22 protein-coding genes and 1 riboswitch are annotated in these 21,158 nt (G+C 47.8%); of the genes, 7 read left to right on the forward strand and 15 right to left on the reverse strand.

Annotated elements, in window-relative coordinates; all coding sequences use genetic code 11:
- Positions 1 to 42: 42 nt before the first annotated feature.
- From ACQW03_RS07465 to ACQW03_RS07475, 3 genes are all read right to left on the reverse strand, one after another.
- Complete coding sequence (locus ACQW03_RS07465; RefSeq protein ID WP_441949029.1) at positions 43 to 390, reverse strand: DUF1648 domain-containing protein; 348 nt, start codon at positions 388 to 390, stop codon at positions 43 to 45.
- Between the two features lie 54 nt (positions 391 to 444).
- The gene (locus ACQW03_RS07470; protein WP_441949031.1) at positions 445 to 621 is read right to left on the reverse strand and encodes an SdpI family protein; all 177 of its coding nucleotides are present in this window, start codon (positions 619 to 621) and stop codon (positions 445 to 447) included.
- 213 nt (positions 622 to 834) lie between these two features.
- Positions 835 to 1,671: a YitT family protein gene (locus tag ACQW03_RS07475; RefSeq protein ID WP_023987004.1), complete on the reverse strand. Its 837-nt coding sequence runs from the start codon at positions 1,669 to 1,671 to the stop codon at positions 835 to 837.
- 506 nt (positions 1,672 to 2,177) lie between these two features.
- Here ACQW03_RS07475 and ACQW03_RS07480 point away from each other — a divergent pair.
- A complete protein-coding gene (locus ACQW03_RS07480) occupies positions 2,178 to 2,330 on the forward strand; it encodes a hypothetical protein (RefSeq protein WP_010348453.1) in 153 nt (50 codons plus the stop codon).
- 123 nt (positions 2,331 to 2,453) lie between these two features.
- On the opposite strand, the gene thiC is transcribed toward ACQW03_RS07480, so the two are convergent.
- Positions 2,454 to 4,298, reverse strand: a complete 1,845-nt coding sequence (gene thiC / locus ACQW03_RS07485; RefSeq protein ID WP_441949033.1) for a phosphomethylpyrimidine synthase ThiC — start codon at positions 4,296 to 4,298, stop codon at positions 2,454 to 2,456.
- A gap of 187 nt (positions 4,299 to 4,485) precedes the next feature.
- Positions 4,486 to 4,598: riboswitch (TPP riboswitch) on the reverse strand.
- A 155-nt stretch (positions 4,599 to 4,753) separates the two neighbouring features.
- Positions 4,754 to 5,497 (reverse strand): IclR family transcriptional regulator, encoded by a 744-nt coding sequence (locus ACQW03_RS07490; RefSeq protein ID WP_071639527.1) that lies wholly within the window; start codon positions 5,495 to 5,497, stop codon positions 4,754 to 4,756.
- 298 nt (positions 5,498 to 5,795) lie between these two features.
- On the opposite strand from ACQW03_RS07490, the gene ACQW03_RS07495 reads away from it, so the two are divergent.
- Together ACQW03_RS07495 and ACQW03_RS07500 are read left to right on the forward strand one after the other, a co-directional pair.
- Positions 5,796 to 6,833 carry an alpha/beta hydrolase gene (locus tag ACQW03_RS07495; RefSeq protein ID WP_071639526.1) on the forward strand — a complete coding sequence of 346 codons (1,038 nt, stop codon included), beginning with the start codon at positions 5,796 to 5,798 and terminating at the stop codon, positions 6,831 to 6,833.
- A gap of 251 nt (positions 6,834 to 7,084) precedes the next feature.
- Positions 7,085 to 8,464, forward strand: coding sequence for a Fe-Mn family superoxide dismutase (locus ACQW03_RS07500; RefSeq protein WP_441949036.1), 1,380 nt, complete (start codon positions 7,085 to 7,087; stop codon positions 8,462 to 8,464).
- A 204-nt stretch (positions 8,465 to 8,668) separates the two neighbouring features.
- On the opposite strand, the gene ACQW03_RS07505 is transcribed toward ACQW03_RS07500, so the two are convergent.
- The 7 genes from ACQW03_RS07505 to ACQW03_RS07535 all read right to left on the reverse strand — a co-directional run bounded on the left by ACQW03_RS07505 (position 8,669) and on the right by ACQW03_RS07535 (position 14,206).
- Complete coding sequence (locus ACQW03_RS07505) at positions 8,669 to 9,514, reverse strand: lipoate--protein ligase family protein (protein WP_441949038.1); 846 nt, start codon at positions 9,512 to 9,514, stop codon at positions 8,669 to 8,671.
- A gap of 164 nt (positions 9,515 to 9,678) precedes the next feature.
- Entirely contained in the window at positions 9,679 to 10,272 is a 594-nt protein-coding gene (gene folE, locus ACQW03_RS07510) for a GTP cyclohydrolase I FolE (RefSeq protein WP_013308743.1), read from the reverse strand.
- Between the two features lie 54 nt (positions 10,273 to 10,326).
- Positions 10,327 to 10,581, reverse strand: coding sequence for a YneF family protein (locus ACQW03_RS07515; protein ID WP_013308742.1), 255 nt, complete (start codon positions 10,579 to 10,581; stop codon positions 10,327 to 10,329).
- Between the two features lie 105 nt (positions 10,582 to 10,686).
- Entirely contained in the window at positions 10,687 to 12,438 is a 1,752-nt protein-coding gene (gene queG, locus ACQW03_RS07520) for a tRNA epoxyqueuosine(34) reductase QueG (protein WP_441949041.1), read from the reverse strand.
- 95 nt (positions 12,439 to 12,533) lie between these two features.
- Positions 12,534 to 12,971, reverse strand: coding sequence for a ribonuclease HI (rnhA, locus tag ACQW03_RS07525; protein WP_023986996.1), 438 nt, complete (start codon positions 12,969 to 12,971; stop codon positions 12,534 to 12,536).
- 93 nt (positions 12,972 to 13,064) lie between these two features.
- The gene (gene lepB / locus ACQW03_RS07530) at positions 13,065 to 13,649 is read right to left on the reverse strand and encodes a signal peptidase I (RefSeq protein WP_025722634.1); all 585 of its coding nucleotides are present in this window, start codon (positions 13,647 to 13,649) and stop codon (positions 13,065 to 13,067) included.
- A gap of 131 nt (positions 13,650 to 13,780) precedes the next feature.
- Complete coding sequence (locus ACQW03_RS07535) at positions 13,781 to 14,206, reverse strand: GNAT family N-acetyltransferase (protein ID WP_023986994.1); 426 nt, start codon at positions 14,204 to 14,206, stop codon at positions 13,781 to 13,783.
- Positions 14,207 to 14,727: 521 nt separating this feature from the next.
- On the opposite strand from ACQW03_RS07535, the gene ACQW03_RS07540 reads away from it, so the two are divergent.
- A complete protein-coding gene (locus ACQW03_RS07540) occupies positions 14,728 to 15,342 on the forward strand; it encodes a superoxide dismutase (protein ID WP_023986992.1) in 615 nt (204 codons plus the stop codon).
- Positions 15,343 to 15,477: 135 nt separating this feature from the next.
- A complete protein-coding gene (locus ACQW03_RS07545; protein ID WP_076293122.1) occupies positions 15,478 to 15,969 on the forward strand; it encodes a DinB family protein in 492 nt (163 codons plus the stop codon).
- A gap of 97 nt (positions 15,970 to 16,066) precedes the next feature.
- On the opposite strand, the gene ACQW03_RS07550 is transcribed toward ACQW03_RS07545, so the two are convergent.
- Positions 16,067 to 16,945 carry a helix-turn-helix transcriptional regulator gene (locus ACQW03_RS07550; protein WP_076293123.1) on the reverse strand — a complete coding sequence of 293 codons (879 nt, stop codon included), beginning with the start codon at positions 16,943 to 16,945 and terminating at the stop codon, positions 16,067 to 16,069.
- A 162-nt stretch (positions 16,946 to 17,107) separates the two neighbouring features.
- Here ACQW03_RS07550 and yiaY point away from each other — a divergent pair, with 162 nt between their 5' ends.
- On the forward strand, positions 17,108 to 18,262 hold the full coding sequence (gene yiaY / locus ACQW03_RS07555) for an L-threonine dehydrogenase (RefSeq protein ID WP_071639519.1): 1,155 nt from the start codon (positions 17,108 to 17,110) through the stop codon (positions 18,260 to 18,262).
- 127 nt (positions 18,263 to 18,389) lie between these two features.
- Here the strand turns inward: yiaY and mutY are convergent, their stop codons facing one another.
- The gene (gene mutY / locus ACQW03_RS07560) at positions 18,390 to 19,628 is read right to left on the reverse strand and encodes an A/G-specific adenine glycosylase (protein ID WP_441949045.1); all 1,239 of its coding nucleotides are present in this window, start codon (positions 19,626 to 19,628) and stop codon (positions 18,390 to 18,392) included.
- 4 nt (positions 19,629 to 19,632) lie between these two features.
- On the reverse strand, positions 19,633 to 20,037 hold the full coding sequence (gene acpS, locus ACQW03_RS07565) for a holo-ACP synthase (protein ID WP_071639517.1): 405 nt from the start codon (positions 20,035 to 20,037) through the stop codon (positions 19,633 to 19,635).
- A 184-nt stretch (positions 20,038 to 20,221) separates the two neighbouring features.
- On the opposite strand from acpS, the gene ACQW03_RS07570 reads away from it, so the two are divergent.
- Positions 20,222 to 21,049, forward strand: a complete 828-nt coding sequence (locus ACQW03_RS07570) for an alpha/beta hydrolase family protein (RefSeq protein WP_441949048.1) — start codon at positions 20,222 to 20,224, stop codon at positions 21,047 to 21,049.
- Positions 21,050 to 21,158: the final 109 nt, after the last annotated feature.

A 21,158-nucleotide genomic window follows, 5' to 3' on the forward strand; every position in this document is an offset into this window, starting at 1 on the left:
TGCAGCGAAAACTGCGAATTGAGAGGGGATTTTTTACATACTTTAAGCCTTCAAAAGAAAACATATGCCAATAATTGAGAACACTAGGGTTATAAGAAGTGTGAAGAGACCAGGCAGGCATTCCATGATTACAGAGCCTTCTTCGCTCTTGAACTGACGACTGAGATAGGGTTGAAGCATTAGCATAATTATAAAAGATATGAGGCTAATTCCACACAACAACCATACCTCAGGGGAGGATTTGTCAACAAAACGGTCAGCCACATCATTGAAATTGTAGTGGATTCCTACATTCCTAGGCATTCTCGGATACATGAAAAGGTAGATAATGAAAGGCAAAACAGAAAAAAGAAGGGACAATACATTATAAATATTTACTCTACTTCGCATTGGAAATCCTCCTTCTAAGGCTAATTCGGTTCATATTATACATATATCGGCAGTCTATTTTTTACATTCATGGCTTAGAAAGATAGAAATAATAAAACTAATTATCGTTGGTAAACAAGAAGCGAGCACCATATACACATTAACTTCTTGTCCTAATCCTATAACGATTACGATTAAGCCAAAGGCTATCCAAATATAAGCAGAGATGTGATGCGTCTTCTTCCATGCCATTTCATTCGAAAGTAGCCAAAGGAACTCACGTCATAATTTCCCTTATTCTCCATCCCGCCAAACCCTCCGTATAACAGGAAATTGATTGACTCATCTTTATTATGCATATTTTCGAATACCAAAAATGAAATAAACATCACAACAGCAAAAAGGCCGATCCTCTCAGGACCGGCTCCAACTGTGTTCTCCTATAACCTTACCTTCGCACGCGAGTTATTTCGAAATATCCAGAAAACCCTCTCCGAACACGTCCCGCACGTCATGAATAGTGATGAATGCTGCTGTGTCGATGGCTTTCACTATCTTTTTAAGCGCTGACACCTCTTGTTTACTAATGACGATATACAGCACTTCTTTTGGATTTTTAGTGTAATAGCCGTGGCCTGACAGGACGGTAACTCCACGATCCATTTTCGTAATAACCATCTCGGCAATTTTATCTTGGTGCTCCGAAATGATCATGACCGCTTTTTTAGGGTTTAGTCCTTCGATCATGAAGTCCATCACCTTCGTACCAACGTACAAAATAACGATAGTTAGCATCAATTTTTCTGGACCAATAATAAAATAGGAAGAGAACGCGACAATCAAATCAAAAAACAGTAGGCCATAACTGATATTCCAATCCAGATACTTGTTGGCAATTCGGGCTAAAATGACCGTTCCCGCCGTAGTGCCGCCTACCCGTACAATTAAGCCAATGCCGACCCCCACCAAAACTCCGGCAAATACAGCATTAATCGTCGGCTCATGCGAATCAATCCGCCAGTTGACCGTTAAATGTAAAAACAGCGAGTTAAAAGCGACTGCAATTATAGTGTACAGGGTCGTTCTCTTGTCCAAAAATTTATATCCGACAATCAACAGCAAGCCATTAATCACCAGATTAACGATCGAGGGAGACCACTGAAACAGGTAGTACAGGATGATCGTGACCCCTGTAACGCCGCCCTCGCCAAACTCATTCGGGATCACAAACAGATTAACAGCTAGCGCGAAAAAAAACGCACCCAGAATAATAAATGCGATGTCTGCAATACTTTTTTTCATATATGCTCTAATCCTTTCTCTAACATTTCAAAGGATGAATCGCCAGATGGATTGGCTGACTCTTGTTGTCAAAATACGCTGACAACCAGTTCATGGTATCTACTACCAAACATAAAGTCAATACAACTTTGACACTTTAATTCGCCACCAGACTGCCTCAATCCTGACTTGGATTTCGCAAAATTCTCCTTTTACAAGGTTATTCGACAAAAAAACACAATCCCGACTACTAAACTAAGAAAACGGGCCTCAAGCCCTTGTTTTAGACCTAGGCACATTTTCCTCTAAAACGACCATCCTCCTAATCGACATTTTGGACACATATGACCATCTTCCTGTTTTATGTCAAAAGCGTTTTACTTTGAAAAAATGTGGGTATAATGATTGAAACATTACCAAGCAACCTACTTAGCATTACGACATCAAGTACATACAAATAGTCCTATACAGACGTCCTAAGCAACTCAATCTGAATTTGACAATATGGAATTGGAGGAATGACCTACATGAATACAATGAACTTAACCGTCCACACCCTGATGCCCTTTCACCACCAATACCAACGTGCCAACGCGGTGAGTATGCAGAAGAAAGAAGATAGCTCAGAGAAGAAGCTCAGCTTTCAGGACATTTTGAATGAAAAAATGGGTAAAAAATAAGGCGCCGTTTATCCGGTTGCATGATCCCGCTTTACATAAGCTAAAAAGCCGTAGTTTCCTACATCGACTGTAGAGAACCACGGCTTTTTTTAATTCATGTGTTCCTAAACTCACACGTTCGTTTTACTGACCTCCATCCCGATACTGCTCTGCCTTCTCACGCATCCCGGCAGCTACTGCTTCTTGAGTGTTCAGCCCCTTATCCGCTGCATAGGCGCGAATGTCCTGCGTGATACGCATACTACAAAATTTGGGACCACACATCGAGCAAAAATGTGCTTCCTTGGCGCCCTCTGCCGGTAGTGTTTCATCATGGTAGGACAAGGCCCGCTCGGGATCAAGCGACAGATTGAACTGATCCCGCCAGCGGAACTCAAAGCGTGCCTTGGACAAAGCATCATCCCGCTGCTGCGCCCGTGGATGACCCTTCGCCAGATCGGCAGCATGTGCCGCAATTTTGTAGGTAATGACACCCTCGCGGACATCATCCTTATTGGGCAGACCCAAATGCTCCTTAGGCGTAACATAGCACAGCATGGACGTCCCGAACCAACCGATCATCGCCGCCCCGATGGCTGAAGTAATATGATCATATCCGGGGGCAATATCCGTCGTGAGCGGTCCCAAGGTATAGAAGGGAGCTTCCTTACAAATCTCCATTTGTAAATCCACATTCTCTTTGATTTTATGCATAGGGACATGTCCTGGCCCTTCAATCATGACCTGAACATCATGCTTCCATGCGATTTGCGTTAGCTCGCCCAACGTTTCCAGCTCTGCAAACTGTGCTTCATCATTCGCATCATAGATACTACCTGGACGTAGACCATCCCCGAGAGAAAAGGCCACATCATAGGCTTTCATAATTTCGCAGATTTCTTCAAAATGTGTATACAAAAAATTCTCCTGATGGTGCGCAAGGCACCAGGCTGCCATGATCGACCCGCCACGGGATACAATTCCCGTCATTCTATTCGCCGTCATCGGTATATACCGCAGCAATACACCCGCATGAATTGTAAAATAGTCCACTCCCTGCTCCGCCTGCTCAATCAGCGTATCGCGATACAGCTCCCACGTCAGCGCTTCTGCTTCGCCATTCACCTTTTCAAGTGCCTGATACAGCGGCACAGTCCCAATTGGTACAGGAGAATTCCGAATGATCCATTCACGTGTTGTATGGATATTACGGCCTGTGGACAGGTCCATAACTGTATCCGAGCCCCAACGCACAGCCCAGGTCATTTTCTCCACTTCCTCCTCGATGGAGGAGGTAACCGCAGAATTGCCAATGTTCGCATTGATCTTCACGTGAAAATGACGCCCAATGATCATCGGCTCACTTTCCGGGTGATTGATATTCGAAGGCAAAATGGCTCGTCCAGCCGCCAACTCCTGCCGTACAAACTCAGGCTCCACCCCTTCGCGGATCGCCGCAAATTCCATTTCGGGCGTAATGATCCCTTGCCGCGCATAATGCATTTGTGTCACTGTACGACCTTGCGAAGCACGAAGCGGACGGTTGGTCACGCCGGGAAATTCCACTGTCTCCCGTTTGGAGCCAGGTTTCAGTCCATTATCCTCCGGCTGTACAGCGCGTCCCTCGTAAGCCTCCACATCGCCCCGTTCCAGTGCCCAAGCTCGCCGTAATGGAGGCAGGCCCTGACGGATATCGACCTGATAGGCTTCGTCAGTCAAGGGACCGCTTGTATCATATACACGCAATGGCTCATGATGCTCCGTGCCCTGCGGCGTATGTGTAGGATGAAGAGCAATTTCGCGCTCTGGCACGGCAATGTCCGGCCGTGAGCCTTGAATATATACCTTACGGCTTCCTGGAAAGGGCGTTACCCCATTGGCTTGCTCCCCGTTTGTCTTCTCTACCTCAACTTCTTTTGTTCCTACCAATCTTACTTCGTTTGATTTCAATTCTGTTCCTTTTGTTCCTTCTGCTTCTGTCGGCTTCATTGTCCATTCCTCCCGTTTCGATGAAATGTCACACCGATCCGGAACCATTCCCAGGGAGGCGCTGATCTATGCAAAAAAGCCGGTTCCCTAGGGAACCGGCTAATCTAACGAGGCAGCTATCCAGACAGTACGCATGTGGAATAATCCTATTCCAATGCGTCACCGTAGACAGCAGCCGCGTATACATTTCATTGGCCGATTACTTCCCTACGCTGGTATGATCCAGATCAGGTGCAAAGGGTCCGGAATCTTGCACGATTCCATCTCAGCCCGGCATTACAGGCTCCCCCAGTAACTGTGATACTTCTATTCACATGAGGCGGCTATAACAGATATCCCGCCATCCTTACCAGACTACTTTAAATTTATGGCTTTGGCAACCCTTCTAGGTTCCCTTTACCAAGGAGACGCTCCCCATCAAATCACTCTGCTTGCTTCAACTGTGTTCATTCTTGTTACGGAAGCATAAGCCCCATTTCCTTCGCCGCTTCAATCAAAATCGGAGCAAAGTCATGTAGCGTCTCGGGTGCAAGCCGACTGACCGGACCGGATACAGATAAAGCCGCAGTGACCTGTCCCTTCCGGTTTACAATTGGCGCAGCCACAGCAGCAGCCCCTGGCTCCCGTTCTTCATAGCTGGTCGCATAGCCCTTCTCGCGGATATCCTGTAGCTGGGCTTTATAGACCTCCGGGTCTACCGAGGGCGGCCATTCATCCCCGCTTAGCAGAGCTTCCAGCTCCTGCGGCGGCATAAAGGCTGCCAGCACCTTGCTAGAGGCCCCTACAGCAAGCGGCATACGCGCACCTACAGGCGCGACCCTGCGAATCGCCTGATTGCTCTGCACGGCTTGTATGCGAATACGCATGCTGCCGTCCCGTAAGTACAAGCTGACCGTCTCGCCCAAACGGTCACGTAATCCTTCCATTGCAGGCTGTAACAACACCGCCGGCTCGTCACTTTGGGACAAATGCGTGGATAGCTCCCAAATGCGGAAGCCAAGTCGATATTTTTCCGTTTCGGCATTCCTAACGACAAAGCCCCGATCCTCCAACGTAGTCAGCAGCCGATGAACCGTGCTTTTATGTAGACCAATTTTGGAGGCAATCTCCGTCAGGCCAAGATCCGAATCTGCGGTAAAACACAGCAGTATATCAAGTGCACGCTCTACAGCGCGAACGGTTAATTTACGGTCTTCCATCGTGAACCGCTCCTCTTGTATCCATATTCGTTTCACACTATGAAACATGGTTACATAAATTATATAGAATAGTCGCGGCTACTGTAAACCGATGTTTTTGTGACAACCATATTACAGAACGAGAACAAACATCGACAATTCTTTGCATCATTTTTACTTTTCCGGTTCAGGCGTTGACTTTGGATAATCCCCATCATACGATAATAGGTATCTATACGGATCTACACTATCATTTTCAAGTGGAATTATACCTATATTCTATGAAACGAAGATCAATTTTATATAAGGAGGCTCTTACATGATTTCGACATCCCAGCGCAACTCTCAGCTACAGACCGCTGTTCAGGAGCCGTCCACCCCACTCTTTAATCCCCGTCTGCTGCGGTTCAAGCACGTTGTGATTGCTCTGCTGCTGTCGGTCGTCTTTTTTCTGTTGTTTTGTTTTATTGCCTTGCATGCTTACATCGCATGGGTACTTACGAATCCCACCGTTGCACCGCTGTACTCTAATCCGATGCAGGCCAAAAGCATGCCTTATGAGGAAGTCAGCTTCCCTGCCAAGGATGGTAGCCGCATGGTACAAGGCTGGTATATCCCAGCGGATCAATCGCGGAAAACGATTATTTTCAGCCATGGTTATGGAGCTAACCGCGAAGAAAGCTGGATTCCCATGTATGATCTGGCGCATTATGCCCACAGTTTGAACTTTAATGTAGTCATGTTCGATTATGGATTCGCGTCACAAAACAGCAAAGCAGTCGCGACCGGAGGCAAAGCGGAATCCCAGCAACTTCTCGGGGCAATTCAGCTTGCGAAGCAACGCGGCTCGTCGGAGATTATCGTATGGGGCTTCTCTATGGGGGCAGGAACCGCTCTTCAGGCGGGCTTGCAAACCAAGGATGTGGACGCAATGATTTTGGACAGCACCTTCCTGCTGGAACCGGATACGCTGTACCATAACATTCACAATCAAATTAATCTGCCAAGACATCCGTCTTTGGAAATTCTGGAGTTGCTGTTTCCAGTTTTGAACGGCACCAGCTTGCATCAGATTCCATATCAGGAGGTTAAAAAGGAAAACTATCCGTTCCCGATCATGTTTGTGCATGGTACACAGGATGAAAAAGCTCCTTATCCTATTGCGGAAAAGCTCGCTGCCAATCAAACTAATCCGCTTTCCAGTGTATGGATTGTTAAAAACGGGATACATGAGCTTATCTTCAGAGAGCACCCTCGTGAATATTTGCGACGGGTATCGACGTTTCTAAGCAGTGTACAGGAGCTGGAGGATAAGAAAACCGTCGCTGATGCCCACAAACAAACGACTACGAAGTAAATTCTTCGAAGAACTGTATTCTATTCTTCGCCTGGAAGAAGCCTGCCTATGACACTTAACCCGTGCCGTAGCTGGGCTTCTTTTTCGTTTTCCATGGTTATTCATTGTTCTACGTAACAGATGTGACCGGATTAAGGGAGTTCATAGACATATTCCTGATGAGACAGCGAATATACTGGGTACGTATGCATCCAGGGCAGATCTGCCAGATCCGCCGGATAGCCATAGTAGGATACGGGAGGTAAAAAACGATGCTGAGTACTTATGGGTCTTTCCTGCCCTTACGTGTGCTGGAGGAAATTCGGCATTGGAAGCAGCAGGAAAGTTGGCATGTGGAAGTAATTAAATCCGCTACCGAGGGACTGGAGCCTGCTTATGTACGGCTGCTGGATGATTGGCGGACTGTATTCGAACAGACGGAACGCACCGCCATAGAGTTGCTAGAAGAGCAACGGAGCGCACTCGATCCGGCAGATCAGGCGTGGCATCAGGAATGGAAACAGATGTCGGCTGCTCCACAAGCACATACACACGAATTCACTGAACATTCAAAACAGTCAAGGGGATTAGACGCAACATCATCTGTAAAGATACCATTGACAGAGTCAGCCTTAAACACTCAGCCTGACTCCCAAGAACTAAATCGTCGACTGGACGATTTGCTGCAAACCGCAAACCGTCAGTCACAGGAGTATGTACGACAGCTCGGTCTGCTGAGCGAGCACAGTCATGCATTGCGTCAGCAGCCAAAATCCGCCGGAGTTGTATTACACGCGGCACATGAAAGCCAATATTTCCTGATCTCGACAACCCCCTTTCAAGAACCCGGCTCCATCGCAAGGGCTGCTAGGTTGTATCATGTAGCGGAAGAGGGTGAGAATTACCCAGAGGAAGCGTTTCGAGAACGGCAGGCAGGCATAAGGGGAGAAGGCGCATGGACGACTAAAGGCGTCAAGTCCAGCCAAGCGCAACCTTCGGCAACGGAAAAGACCTCAATCGGCCGGTCGGTTCCTATTGGGGGACATCGGCTACCGCCGCTCCCTTACCCCTATAATGCGCTTGAACCGTATATTGATGAGAAAACGATGCGTATTCACCATGATAAGCATCATTTGAGCTATGTGAATGACCTGAATAAAGCGGAAAAGAAGCTGGAAGAAGCCCGAAAAACAGGTGATTTTGACCTCGTAAAACATTGGGAACGTGAACTGGCATTCAACGGCGCAGGCCATTATCTGCATACTCTTTTTTGGACGATCATGAGTCCTCAAGGCGGTGGAAACCCAAGCGGACCGCTGGCTGAACAGATTAAAAAGGATTTTGGCAGCTACGATGCATTCAAAAAGCAATTCAGCTCGGCAGCCGAAAAGGTCGAGGGTGGCGGCTGGGCTATCCTGGTATGGAGTCCACGCGCGGGACGGCTTGAAATTTTGCAGGCCGAAAAGCACCAGAATCTGACTCAATGGGAGTCCATTCCGCTGCTGGCGATAGATGTATGGGAACATGCATATTACTTAAAGCATCAAAACGAGCGCAACAAATACATTGAGGATTGGTGGCATGTCGTTAACTGGCCAGAGGTGGAGGCGCGCTATACCCAAGCCTCCAAACTGAGATGGCAACCCTTCTAGAGGTTGTTCAAAAAGTCGTCTTTCCATAACGAAGCTAATCAAGAAGCGGATTCGACGTCGAATCTTGAATTCAGCCAGACCTTCCGTTGCTCACGTAGATCTGTCTACGCTCCGCTACTCAGTCCCTGGCTTCATCCAACCTTCTCGATCCTGAAAAGCCGACTTTTTGAACACGCACTAATAGGCTTCTAAGCTAAATAAAAATTACACCTGCAAATCGTATCTCTCTCTGAGCGCTGCCATTTGTTCGGTCAATCCTTCCGGGTGTACCAGCCAGCCATCGGCAGGTAAAATGGCTGTCCGGCTCTCAACGACACGGCGCAGAGATGACGTGTACGCCTCAACAGACGGCACGCCAGCCAGCTCTGCCAGGCTACCCATCGTTGCTGGATTCACCCGAGGGTAATCCTGCTGCTGCACGCCTGCCAACGTGTCCCCGGCTGCCTCTGTATAGAACTGCTGCACCGCCTCTGCACGCTCTGCACCGCTGCCCTCAATCATCACGAAGGCTGTGATGATATACGCCTTGGCTTGGCGCCGCTGTGCAATGCCGCAAAACTTGCGGCCCCGGACGCTGACATCGTAATCCCCGGGACAGAAGGACCCGGGGATTTCTCCGGTCTGCGCCTCGCCAGACCACGGAACCAGCGCATCGGCAATTAGCGCTGCCATGAGCCGAAAATCTTCATGCAGGCTGATGGCCCGCTGTGGATTCGGCAGGATCAAGGACAGGTTCAGTACCCCCCTGTCCAGCATGACGGCTGCTCCACCCGAGGGGCGTACGCATACCGAGGTTCCCGCGTTGCGCACTCGCTCCATCGCCTGTGGGGCGTAGGGAAGCCTTCGGTCCCGGTGACCGATCACAAGCGCTGACGGATGCCGCCATAGATGCAAAATGGGTGTAGCTCCTTTCCCTACTTGCCGACAGGCCAACTCCTCCCAAGCCAGCGGAGACAAAACATCCTCCTGAGTGGCCGCGAGTGGCGTTTCAAACCACTGCAACTCAGGCAAAGCTGTTGTTTTTTCTGTTGATCTATGTACATTCTCCATACGTTATCCCCTATCTTAAAAATAACTGTTATCCATAGGCAAATCGTAATTTTAAGGTAGCTATCCCGTCGTCTCTATTTCTGATGTTAACAAAAAAAGGTGGCTACGCCTATGCGTAAACCACCCTTTTTTTGTTCATCACATAAACGTCTTGCGATGTTCGATCAATCCTTGAGCAGCGACAAAAACTCTGCGCGCTGCGCTGCATCATCACGAAACGTACCGCGTACTGCAGACGTTACCGTTTTGCTACCAGGCTTTTTGACACCTCTTGCACACATGCACAAGTGCTCGCCTTCCACGACCACCATAACCCCGTGAGCGGAGACCGCTTCATTTAAAATATCAGCGATCTGTGATGTAATACGCTCCTGTACCTGCAATCGGCGGGTCACTGCCTCTACCAGACGTGCAAGCTTGCTCAGTCCTACAATTTTGCCGCTGGGTACATAGCCGATATGCACTTTTCCGAAGAAAGGAGCCATATGGTGCTCACACTGGCTGTAATAGACGATGTCCTTCACGATCACAAGCTCCTCGTGATTCTCGTCAAATGTCACACCCAACGCATCCCGGGGATCAACCTCATAACCCGCAAATATTTCCTCATACATGCGCGCAACGCGTGCCGGTGTTTCCAACAACCCTTCACGCTTGGGGTCCTCACCGATCAGTTGTAAAATCTGCTCCACATGGTACTCGATTTTATCCCGGTTATCCGCAGCTTTGCGGTTAATATAATCTTTTACGCCAGCCACAGTAATCCTCCTCTATGCAGCAACCTCATGCGGCATCCGTGCTCTCGTTGCTCATTATTTCCGACGGCCCTGATTTTTACGCGGACCAGGCTGATTTTTGGAGAACTGTTGGTTCTTCATCATCTGCTGGGCTTTTTGCATTTGTTTCCCATTCAAGTTGTAACCCATCTGTTTGGCCATTTTTTGCAGCGTTTCAGGGTCGTTTTGCATCTTTTCAAGCTGTTTACGAAGATAATAAGCACCGATGAAAAATCCCCCAACCAAACCAGCAATCAGGGTAATAATCGGAATGACAATATTCCACACCACGAAGTCGTCACCTCTGTATATTTATATGAAACATCTTGAATTGCACGAACCTATCATAGCAAAACATGGGACAGCTAGCAAATCACTTTTTGCAAACATATGTCCTTATTGTTTCTCCAAATCCAGCAGCTTCGTCTTGACTGGTAAGCCTCCAGCATAGCCGACCAAACTTCCGTTTGCACCCGATACCCGGTGACATGGAAACAGGATGGGTAACGGATTTTTATTATTGGCTCCACCCACAGCACGTACCGCCTTGGCTCGTCCGATCGATTCCGCAATATCTTTGTAGGACACACTTTGCCCGTACGGAATATTTTGCAGTGCACGCCATACCTGCTCTTGAAAAGGAGTGCCTCTCAAATCATAGGCTATACTGAATTCCCGTCGTTCTCCCGCAAAATATTCACGCAATTGGTCTGCGGCTTCGCGCAGTTTTTCCGGCTCCTGCACATAGACATATTCCCCAATCCATGTTCGGGCCCATTGCTGAAGCAGTGCTTCCTTCGCATGAAAAACGCCATAGTCTATTCGGCACAGCCCCCGATCCGTAGCGCACAGCGTCAACGTGCCCACAGGTGTCTCCATCTCATCATAATAAATGGTGGTTGGACCCCCCTGTGAATCTCCCGCCGTTACTTCTGATTTTGGTAATTCAGACGCCTTTTGCTGTTCTGCCTGCTCTTGTTCCTCTAGTTTGGAATGCGCTTGCGCGATCATTTCGCGTACTTGCTCATGTTGTTCCTTCTCTGATGCTTGCTTGATCGCTGTCATAGCGTTTTCCCCTCCTATTCGACTCAAAGCCCACGCCGCCGTGCCTCGTAGCTCGGGACGCGGATCATTCAATAAAACCTCCGTTAACTTGGGCACTGCGCTGATATCCTTGAAATTGCCCAGTCCAATGACTGCATTGCGTTGAATGGGCTTCTTCCCCCGCCAAGCCGCCGCACTTTGTCCAAATCGGTCTTTGAATTCACGGTTGCTCAAATCCAATAACGGCAGCAGCAACGGCTTCACAATTTCAGGATCGGGTGTAAGCTCAGGATGGTGATCCCAGTTGAGACCCCGATTTTTGGGGCATACCATTTGGCAGGTATCACATCCGTACAGCCGATTCCCTATCTTCCGCATAAACTCCTCATCCAGAAAGCCCTTCGTTTGCGTCAAAAAGGACACACACCGCTGGGCATTCAGCTGTCCAGGACCCACAAGCGCGCCCGTAGGACAGGCATCCAAACATTTGGTACACTCGCCGCAACCATCCGTTACTGGTTCATCTGGCTGGAAAGGAATGTTCGTCAACAGCTCACCTAGATAAATCCATGATCCTAACGTCGGTGAAATCATCATCGTATTTTTGCCGCTAAATCCAATCCCTGCGCGTTCCGCAACGGCTCGATCGGACAATTCTCCGGTATCCACCATGTTTTTCAATATGGCATCAGGTACCCGCTCACTTATAAAAGCCTCAAGCTTTTCCATCGCTTCGCGTAGTACCAGATGATAATCTTTCCCCCAGGCTGAACGTGCCAAAATACCACGGTACTTCCCCTTGTCCGACTTCGGCGGGTCCTTCATTTTGGAAGGGTACGCCACTGCAATAGCAATCAGAGATGCAGGCTGTGAGCCATACAGCTCCGGGTAGATCCGCTTATCAATATCTGGCTCTTCAAAGCCGGATTCATAGCCTTTCGCACGATGCTCTTCCAATATAGCTTTCAGAGACAGAAAGGGGTCGGCGGATGCGAACCCGATGGAGTCGATACCCAGCCCTGGAGCTGCCTCAATAATTTCCTGCTTGAGCGAAGCCCAAGTCGAAGCGGTTCCGGCAGCCGCCTGAGTCAATCCGCGTTGCATCCGATACTCACCTCTCTTCCACTTTTTATCATTACAGATATGAGGATTTGCAAAATTCTCATATCTCAAATTTCAACAGAAAACAGCAGCAGATGCTACCGTAAATTTTTAACAGCACTGGTCGCCAGAAAATCACAGCGATTATTCAGTTCATTGTCACTGTGTCCCTTAACCTTCACATATTCAACCTCATGCTTACCCATCAGTTCCCACAATTCTTCCCATAGTTCCTTGTTCTCCACTGGCTGATTTTTACTGTTGCGCCAGCCATTACGAAGCCAATTCTTAATCCAGCCCTGTTTGAAGCAATTGACGACATAGGCAGAGTCACTGTGCACTTTCACATGGCAAGGCTCCTTGAGCAGCTTCAGTGCTTCAATCACGGACTTGATCTCCATACGGTTGTTTGTCGTCATTTTCTCGGCACCTGACAGCTCTTTACGATGTTCCCCATACAGCAAAACAATCCCCCAGCCCCCAGGGCCCGGATTTCCCGAGCAAGCACCGTCGGTATATACCATCACTTCTTTCATAATCCTCTTCCTTTCCTAATCGGTAACCGCCTGCTCCGTCATGATCCTGATCGGTTCGGACGTGTTCCGCATTCATTTCAGACTTTAGTTGCTCTATAGCCATTTCCACTCAGATATCGGCCAAAATATAAATTCTGCACGTCCCAGTAAATCTTGAGATTTAATGCTGCCAAAATAGCGGCTATCCTTGCTTGCTGCAGTATGGCGATTATCTCCCATGACAAAAAAGTGCTCCGGCTCCACCGTAAAAGGACCATAATCACCATCCTCCACGTCAGAGTTGGTGTAAGGTTCATTTAGCAGTTCACCGTTCACATACAAATGATTATGTTCAACCCGAATTACATCTCCGGGAATACCTATGACTCTTTTCACTAAAAATCTTGGACTCGACAGCTTGGAATCGGGATCTTTTAAAATCACAATGTCCCCCCTGCCCGGATCATGAAAATTATAAACCAGCTTGTTGACGAACAAATGCTGGCTTTCCATTAACGTCGGCTGCATCGAATGTCCTCTGACCGTGGACAAGTTAAATACAAACAGGTTCAGAAGCAGCAAGACGACCATGGCGATCAGAAGAGTGACTAACCAATCGCGTATGTAACCAGAGCGACCTGCTGGTTTGGACGTTTCCGGCGAGGGAAGTGGGCCTGACGAAGGAGCCAAAGCGTCCATAATTAAACCTCCTCAACCCTGTTATAAATAGAAAAGCATATCCCGTACCCGATTGCAACGGTTACTCAGATATGCTCTAAATGTAAATATTATACTTAATGTTATTCAATTCTCTTTATTTCGATTCCCGATTAATGAGGCGCCAGAATACTCAGCTTCTGAAAAGCTTGTAAAATCTGGCTTGCTCCATAGCCCATCGCTTCGTACAAAGGCATGGCCGCACTGTTATGCTTGTCCCCTGCTACCCAAATACGGCTAACCTTACGTTGCTGAAAACGCTGCTCCATGGATTCCACAAGCGATTTGCCGATTCCCATCCGACGACGATCCGGGTGAATAGCGATACGATAGTAACAACCATCATTCTGATCGATCGTGCCGATCAAAGCACCAACGATCTCACCCTCTTCTTCTGCAACGATGATCAAACCGGAATCCCACGAAAGCTGACGTGCAAACGCACTCACCGTCTCTTTGTAGCACTCCTCTGACAAGGCAATTTGCATGAGTTCCGTTACTGAGTTCACATCACTTAATTGAAAGGAACGAACGTGCATAAGTAATATCTCCCTTTTCGTAAGCATAATAAAAAAATTGAGACAGCACCGTCATTTTTACATAAATCCTTAAATTTCTTATCATGGTGTTAATCACAAGGCATTATGATAAAAATGCATACGATCTGCTATATATGAAATGAAGAACAGGAAAAGGGTGTATGCCCTCAAGTTCGTCATGTCATAGACATGACAGATTATAGCAGACGACAAAAAAGCCGAAATTTCTGCTTCCTTGAACATTAAACCATACTTTTTGATGGAATACATCCCTTTTTCTCATGTAAGCGCTATATATAAAGCGTTTACATTTTAATGTTCACAATTTACCTCTTATTACCTATGTATTATGTATTCCAATCGGGTTTTTGGACATGCTAGCTACCAGGCCGTATTGCCCAGTTTGCTATTTTACAAACAAAAATGTTGATTAAATAGGCTGAATGCGGTTTAATATAACTGTTGAGGGTATTATTACATAGGAACACTTACCCAACCATATAACCAGGAGGGATTTTACTATGGCATTTCAATTACCAGAACTTCCTTACGCAAAAGACGCACTGGAACCGCACATTGATGCACTGACAGTAGAAATTCACCATGATCGTCACCATAACACATATGTAACGAACTTAAACGCAGCTCTGGAGAGCGCTCCTGAACTGCAAAGCAAAAGTCTGGAGGATCTGATCTCCAATCTGGACAGCGTTCCTGAAAGCATCCGCACTGCGGTTCGCAACAACGGTGGTGGACACCACAACCACAGCCTGTTCTGGGAAGTTATCGGTCCTAACGGCGGTGGACAACCGACAGGTGCTATTGCTGAAGCAATCAGCAACGAGCTGGGCGGCTACGACAAATTTAAAGAAGACTTCACTAAAGCAGCTACAACACGTTTTGGTAGCGGCTGGGCTTGGTTGGTTGTCGGCAAAGACGGCAAACTGGCGATCACTAGCACTCCAAACCAGGATAGCCCGCTGTCCGAAGGTCTGACTCCGGTACTTGGACTGGACGTTTGGGAGCATGCTTACTACCTGAAATATCAAAACAAACGCCCAGACTACATTGCAGCATTCTACAATGTAATCAACTGGGATGAAGTAAACAAACGTTACGCGGCTGCAAAGAAATAAGCCAGTAACAACATCTCTATCCTATAATAAAGGGCTGTCTCAAAAGTAGATTTTCTACGAATGAGACAGCCCTTTTGGCATTCCATGGTAAACTGATGGAGATGATTCTTAAATACAGTCCCTGGAGGTTGATGGATGCAGACTTTTTTTCGTTACAACTGGATAATTCGGGAACAATGGTACCGCTGGTGTGAAGAGGTGTCGCAGGAGGAATTACTGAAACAACGCGTCGGCGGAGTCGGCGGCATTCTAAAGACACTCTTTCATATCGTTGATGTGGAGTGGAGCTGGATTCAAACGATTCAGGGTAAACCCGACTTTCAGGAGGACTTCTCTCTGTATGATACGCTCGACAAAGTCCGTGAGCTGGATGCAAAGTTTCGACTCGATGTCGAGCCGTTCGTGCTCACCTGGCATGATGGTCTGGAACGAAAAAGGTTTGAAGATCACCTCCCGGACGGCAGAATTGTAATTGATGCCTGGGGCGAGGTGATGCGCCATGTCATTGCCCACCAAATCCACCATATTGGGCAGTTGTCCATATGGTCTCGGGAGCTCGGCAAACCTCCGGTTTCGGCCAATGTAATCGGCAAAGGACTGATTGAGAGCGATGGTAGCATCGATTAGCTTTAAGCAGTAAATATATATACATGTGAACATAGGGCCGTCCTCCGTAGTTTTTTACTACGAAGGACGGCCCTTTTACTTTTTTATATGTTTCACATTACATAAGAACTGCCTGCCGTTGCACACTCATCTGATACTGCTTAGGCGTAATGCCATATTTCTTTTTAAATAGACCAATAAAGTAAGAAACGCTCTCATAATTCAAATCAAAAGCAACCTCCGTTACATTTCTGTGATGGAGCCATTGCTTGGCGAGCTGCATCTTTTGATTCGTAATATAGTCAAGTGGAGTTAAACCGGTTATTTTTTTGAACTGATTCGTAAAATTGGCATGTGACATGTTGTAGTTATCCGCCAAATCCTTCACATGCCTGATGCCGGGCAGCTGCTCCTGAATGTCACGAATCGCGCGGAACACAGGATGTCGGTCATTCGTGAGCAAATGCTGTTCAAGCACCTGCATCTGTAGCAAATGGTAGGCCATTTCCTGAGCGCTTAGATCAATCAGGAATTTTCCACTCTCGGCAGGTTGTTCCATATATTGCTTGATCCGTCCCATGGAAGCGGTAAGTAAATCCGTCTTTTCGTTCAGCTCGCAGCGAACCACTGAATGAGTAGGAGTACTCTCTGAAACCTGAAATTCCTCCTCTACCACATCCCTCAGACGTTCCATTAACTGATCACTTAATTCAAATACCAGCGCCTTGGTGTGTTCTTTAATTTTCATTTCAACGCTGGACTGTGGAGGAAGTAGAATAATTTCCTGAGTATCATATTCAAAATGCTCCACTTCATTGATCTTGACTTCTTTCCTTCCCTCCAAAATAGTACACAGTTTCGGGTATTCATATGAAGCGTATTTCTCATAGTAATTCTCCGGAAGATCATAGTATAAAATTCTGATCAGATCGGTTTCATATCCATATTGAAGCTCACTATAACGATTAAAATCGCCTAAAGTCTTGGATTGTTCCATCCATCTCACCCTTTTAAAAATCACGATATTTTATAATAAAATGCGTTAGTTCCCCCCAATATGGGGCAGTATGATTAGGCTATAAGGATGGTAATGAGATCCTTTAACTCCATCATTATACCTCGATTTAACTCAAAATAATAATAAAGGTGGATGCACACGATGACAGGATCTTCAAAATTCATGATGCCGGGTATGAGTCTTATGGGTTCAGGTTCACTGGCGAATGCAGGTACAGAAATCGGAAAGTTGGGCTTTACAAATGCGTTGATCGTAACTGATAAGCCCTTAGTTGACATCGGTATTGTGAAAAAAGTAACAAACATGTTGGACGGTCTACACGTTACATCCGTCGTATACAGCGGTACTCAGCCAAATCCTACGGTTTCCAATGTGAATGAGGGATTGGACCTGCTGAAGCAATCCAAGTGCGATTTCATTATCTCGCTCGGAGGAGGGTCACCTCATGACTGCGCCAAGGGAATCGCTCTTTTGGCCTCTAATGGTGGACAGATTGGCGACTACGAAGGCGTGGATAAATCCGCGAAGCCTTCCTTCCCTTTGATTGCTATTAACACAACGGCAGGAACAGCGAGCGAAATGACAATGTTTTGTATTATTACGGATGAAGAGCGCCATATCAAAATGGCAATTGTGGATAAGCACACAACACCACTCATTGCTGTTAATGATCCTGATCTGATGATGGCCATGCCCAAATCTCTAACTGCCGCAACAGGAATGGATGCGCTCACTCACTCTATTGAAGCTTATGTTTCCACAAATGCTACACCCATCACAGATGCCTGTGCCCTCAAAGCCATTGAACTGATTCGGGACAATCTGGCTAGAGCCGTCGATGACGGAAACGACGTGGAGGCTCGCAGCCAAATGGCCTACGCTGAATTTTTGGCAGGCATGGCGTTCAATAATGCCGGATTAGGCTTTGTTCACGCGATGGCGCATCAACTTGGCGGCTTCTACAATCTACCACACGGTGTCTGTAACGCCATTTTACTGCCGCATGTAGAACGCTATAACGCCAAGGCCTCCGCCGAACGGCTTACCGACATTGCCCGTACACTCGGCGAGAAAACGGACGGTGTTACACCTGAAGAAGGAGCCAACCTCGCCCTGCAGGCTATCGAGAAGCTGGCTAAACGGGTCAACATCCCATCTGGTTTGGAAGAACTCGGTGTCAAACGTGAAGATTTTGCTGTACTTGCAGCGAACGCGCTTAAAGATGCCTGCGGAGCAACCAATCCGATTCAACCTACACAACAAGAAGTCATCGACATTTTTGAACAGGCCATGTAATTCAAAATAGTCAGAGCTCTTAACAACGAAGCCTTGCCTATACGTATCGTTATTTTATGAAATGTCAGACGGAATAAAAAAAGAACAAAAAAAGCTGCTGGGACTTATCCCGGCAGCTTTCGGGGACCTATACCAAGGTCCCTTTTTGCTTCGCATAATACTCGGTGATCAGATCGAGGAATACCTTGGGAAACGCCAAGGTGGCCATATCTGCCTCGCTGATCCAGCGGTACCCCGCTGGCAGCGCATTGCGCGTGTGCTCCGCCTGCTCAGCCAGCGTAATCAATGCACCCGGCTTCGATCCGGTGCTGTAGCTGGCCCGCTGCTCGGCAGCCAGCGGTTGTCCTCCCGCCTCATCGGCAGGGGCGGCGACCTCTTCACACTGGAACACACGCAGGTTCCAGTGAATGTGGCTGAACGTGTGCTCCGCCTCACGTACAAACCGCACCGGGCGCGCAAGCACGCCCTCTGCCAGCAAATGAGCCGCCAAATGGTCCATGGCGGGCTCATCCGGCACCGGGCCGTTGTAGCCCTCCGGCCCGGCAAGCTCATGCGGCAGCTCCCACATGCGGGCCAACAGGCCCTTGGCCGGGCGCTGCCGTACGAGCAAGCGGCCGGCGTTCGCTCCGCTGCCCTCGATGAGAGCAACGGAGCGCGGCTCCAGCCGCGGCGGCTTCGCCTTGGTCTTGACTGGCAGTGTCTCCTCGCGACCTGCCAACCTGCCCGAGCAATGCTCCATGACTGGGCAGGTCAGACAATGAGGCGACTTCGGCGTGCAGACCAGCGCCCCCAATTCCATCAGAGCCTGATTAAAATCAGAGGCTCTTCCTTCGGGAATCAGCTCCCGTACCAGACTTTCCATATGCGCCCGCGTGCTGCCCTTCATAATATCCTCTTCAATGAGAAAATAACGCGACAGCACACGCATCACATTCCCGTCCACAGCAGGCTCTGGTCGGTTGAAGGCGATACTCATAATCGCCCCCGTCGTATACGGGCCTACTCCTTTCAGTGCAGCGACAGCTTGTGTATCATCCGGTACCTGCCCGCCGTGAAGCTCAACTACTTGTTTTGCCGCAGTTTGCAAATTCCGGGCCCGCGAATAATAACCCAGCCCTTCCCACAGCTTAAGCACATCCTCTTCGGGTGCTTCCGCCAGCGCTTCAATTGTAGGAAAACGTGCAATAAAGCGGTTAAAATACGGAATGACCGTATCCACACGCGTCTGCTGAAGCATAATTTCCGAGATCCAGATATAAAAAGGATTCCGATGGCGGCGCCACGGCAAATCGCGTTTGTTACGTGTATACCAATTCAACAGTTCAAAGCTGAAATAACGCTTTTGTTCCAATGTATTTGTAGTCATCACATCACATCTCCTTATATTCGACAATCACAAAAGCAGAGGCAATGTTAGGCTGATGTGTAATACTCAAGTGAATGCTGTAATTCGAGTCACCTGTAGACGGCAACCTCAGTCTATCCCACGCGGATGAAGACAAATAAACTACTGGCTTCCCCCCAGGTTCCGGTAAAATATCCATATCGCCGAACCCAATGATTTGCCCAATTCCACAACCGAAGGCTTTCGTTATCGCTTCCTTGGCAGCAAAGCGCCCTGCTACGAACTCCGTTAGTCTACCCTTGCGTTCCACAGCAAGCTCACGTTCTGCCGGGGTCAGCACCCGATTCAAAAACGAATCTGCATATTTACCTGCCAAAATATGAGCCATACGGCTTATTTCCAGCACATCATGTCCAATTCCGTAGATCATTTGGGTATTCCCCGTCCTTTTTACTTTACTGGATCTATTGTAACAGTGCGTCCACACCCTGGCGAGTCACAAAGGCGTAAAAACAGCACCAAAATATGTTAAAATAAGAAAGGCTATAGGTGAATGTTTTGAAATTCAGCTGATATGCCCATTTAAAAAAATTCCCGTAGAAAGGAAGGATAGGATGTCAGAAACCATTATTGTTGAAGCAGGTACCGAAGCAGGAACAGATACGGTGATCCGCGCTTCCTGGTTTCCCGCTAAAAATACAGCCAAAAGCCTGCTCATCATCGCTCACGGCTACAAAGGATTTAAGGATTGGGGCATGTTCCCCTATATAGCAGAAGCATTGAGTATGGATAACCATGTTGTGACCTTCAACTTTTCACATAATGGCATAGGTGAGGATCTAGAGAATTTTACCGAGCTGGAAAAGTTCGCACGTAACACCTATAGCCGCGAACAAGAGGATTTGGAACTATTGCTATCCAATCTAAGAGCACGTCATGAGTTCAGAGAATTGCCGTTGTTTCTGTTAGGACATAGCCGAGGCGCGGGGAGCTGCTTTGTATATGCTCTAGATCATCCCGGCGAGATTGCTGGCGTCATTTCATGGAATGGCGTGACAGATCTTGATTTGTTTACTTTACCGCAAAAAGAAGAAATGCGCGCCAAGGGACGCAGCTATGTGGAAAACACCAGAACCAGACAACAGCTTCCGCTGGATGCTGTCATTCTGGAAGATCTGGAACAAAATCGCCAGCGTTTTGCCATTGTAGACAGACTTGCCAACAGCCAGCTCCCAGCTGTACTAATCCAGGGAACCGAAGATTCCAAACGTCTACGGGAAGGCTCTGCCCTGCTCACTTCCGTTCGTCCCGACATCGAATGGGTACAAATTCAAGGCGGCACCCATACCTTTAATACCGTTCATCCATTCCAGGGAGGCAGTCTTCCACTCGATCAGGCGATTGCCGAAACCCGCCGCTTCATTGAGTGGATCGCCAATTAATTATTGCCCCTTCAATACAAACGGCGATCCGCCGGGCGGATCGCCGCATTTATTTACTTCAGGATTTTGCAAAATTCGATTCCATTCGCTCCAAGTGCAATATATAGAC

Source organism: Paenibacillus sp. DRB1-1 (assembly GCF_052119485.1).
Lineage (GTDB): Bacteria > Bacillota > Bacilli > Paenibacillales > Paenibacillaceae > Paenibacillus > Paenibacillus polymyxa_B.

What these genes read in the sequence shown, in the direction of transcription:
- ACQW03_RS07465 (WP_441949029.1), bottom strand. Translation starts at nt 390, where the DNA reads ATGCGAAGTAGAGTAAATATTTATAATGTATTGTCCCTTCTTTTTTCT.
- ACQW03_RS07470 (WP_441949031.1), bottom strand. Translation starts at nt 621, where the DNA reads ATGGCATGGAAGAAGACGCATCACATCTCTGCTTATATTTGGATAGCC.
- ACQW03_RS07475 (WP_023987004.1), bottom strand. Translation starts at nt 1,671, where the DNA reads ATGAAAAAAAGTATTGCAGACATCGCATTTATTATTCTGGGTGCGTTT.
- ACQW03_RS07480 (WP_010348453.1), top strand. Translation starts at nt 2,178, where the DNA reads ATGAATACAATGAACTTAACCGTCCACACCCTGATGCCCTTTCACCAC.
- thiC (WP_441949033.1), bottom strand. Translation starts at nt 4,298, where the DNA reads ATGAAGCCGACAGAAGCAGAAGGAACAAAAGGAACAGAATTGAAATCA.
- ACQW03_RS07490 (WP_071639527.1), bottom strand. Translation starts at nt 5,497, where the DNA reads ATGGAAGACCGTAAATTAACCGTTCGCGCTGTAGAGCGTGCACTTGAT.
- ACQW03_RS07495 (WP_071639526.1), top strand. Translation starts at nt 5,796, where the DNA reads ATGATTTCGACATCCCAGCGCAACTCTCAGCTACAGACCGCTGTTCAG.
- ACQW03_RS07500 (WP_441949036.1), top strand. Translation starts at nt 7,085, where the DNA reads ATGCTGAGTACTTATGGGTCTTTCCTGCCCTTACGTGTGCTGGAGGAA.
- ACQW03_RS07505 (WP_441949038.1), bottom strand. Translation starts at nt 9,514, where the DNA reads ATGGAGAATGTACATAGATCAACAGAAAAAACAACAGCTTTGCCTGAG.
- queG (WP_441949041.1), bottom strand. Translation starts at nt 12,438, where the DNA reads ATGCAACGCGGATTGACTCAGGCGGCTGCCGGAACCGCTTCGACTTGG.
- rnhA (WP_023986996.1), bottom strand. Translation starts at nt 12,971, where the DNA reads ATGAAAGAAGTGATGGTATATACCGACGGTGCTTGCTCGGGAAATCCG.
- lepB (WP_025722634.1), bottom strand. Translation starts at nt 13,649, where the DNA reads ATGGACGCTTTGGCTCCTTCGTCAGGCCCACTTCCCTCGCCGGAAACG.
- ACQW03_RS07535 (WP_023986994.1), bottom strand. Translation starts at nt 14,206, where the DNA reads ATGCACGTTCGTTCCTTTCAATTAAGTGATGTGAACTCAGTAACGGAA.
- ACQW03_RS07540 (WP_023986992.1), top strand. Translation starts at nt 14,728, where the DNA reads ATGGCATTTCAATTACCAGAACTTCCTTACGCAAAAGACGCACTGGAA.
- ACQW03_RS07545 (WP_076293122.1), top strand. Translation starts at nt 15,478, where the DNA reads ATGCAGACTTTTTTTCGTTACAACTGGATAATTCGGGAACAATGGTAC.
- ACQW03_RS07550 (WP_076293123.1), bottom strand. Translation starts at nt 16,945, where the DNA reads ATGGAACAATCCAAGACTTTAGGCGATTTTAATCGTTATAGTGAGCTT.
- yiaY (WP_071639519.1), top strand. Translation starts at nt 17,108, where the DNA reads ATGACAGGATCTTCAAAATTCATGATGCCGGGTATGAGTCTTATGGGT.
- mutY (WP_441949045.1), bottom strand. Translation starts at nt 19,628, where the DNA reads ATGACTACAAATACATTGGAACAAAAGCGTTATTTCAGCTTTGAACTG.
- acpS (WP_071639517.1), bottom strand. Translation starts at nt 20,037, where the DNA reads ATGATCTACGGAATTGGACATGATGTGCTGGAAATAAGCCGTATGGCT.
- ACQW03_RS07570 (WP_441949048.1), top strand. Translation starts at nt 20,222, where the DNA reads ATGTCAGAAACCATTATTGTTGAAGCAGGTACCGAAGCAGGAACAGAT.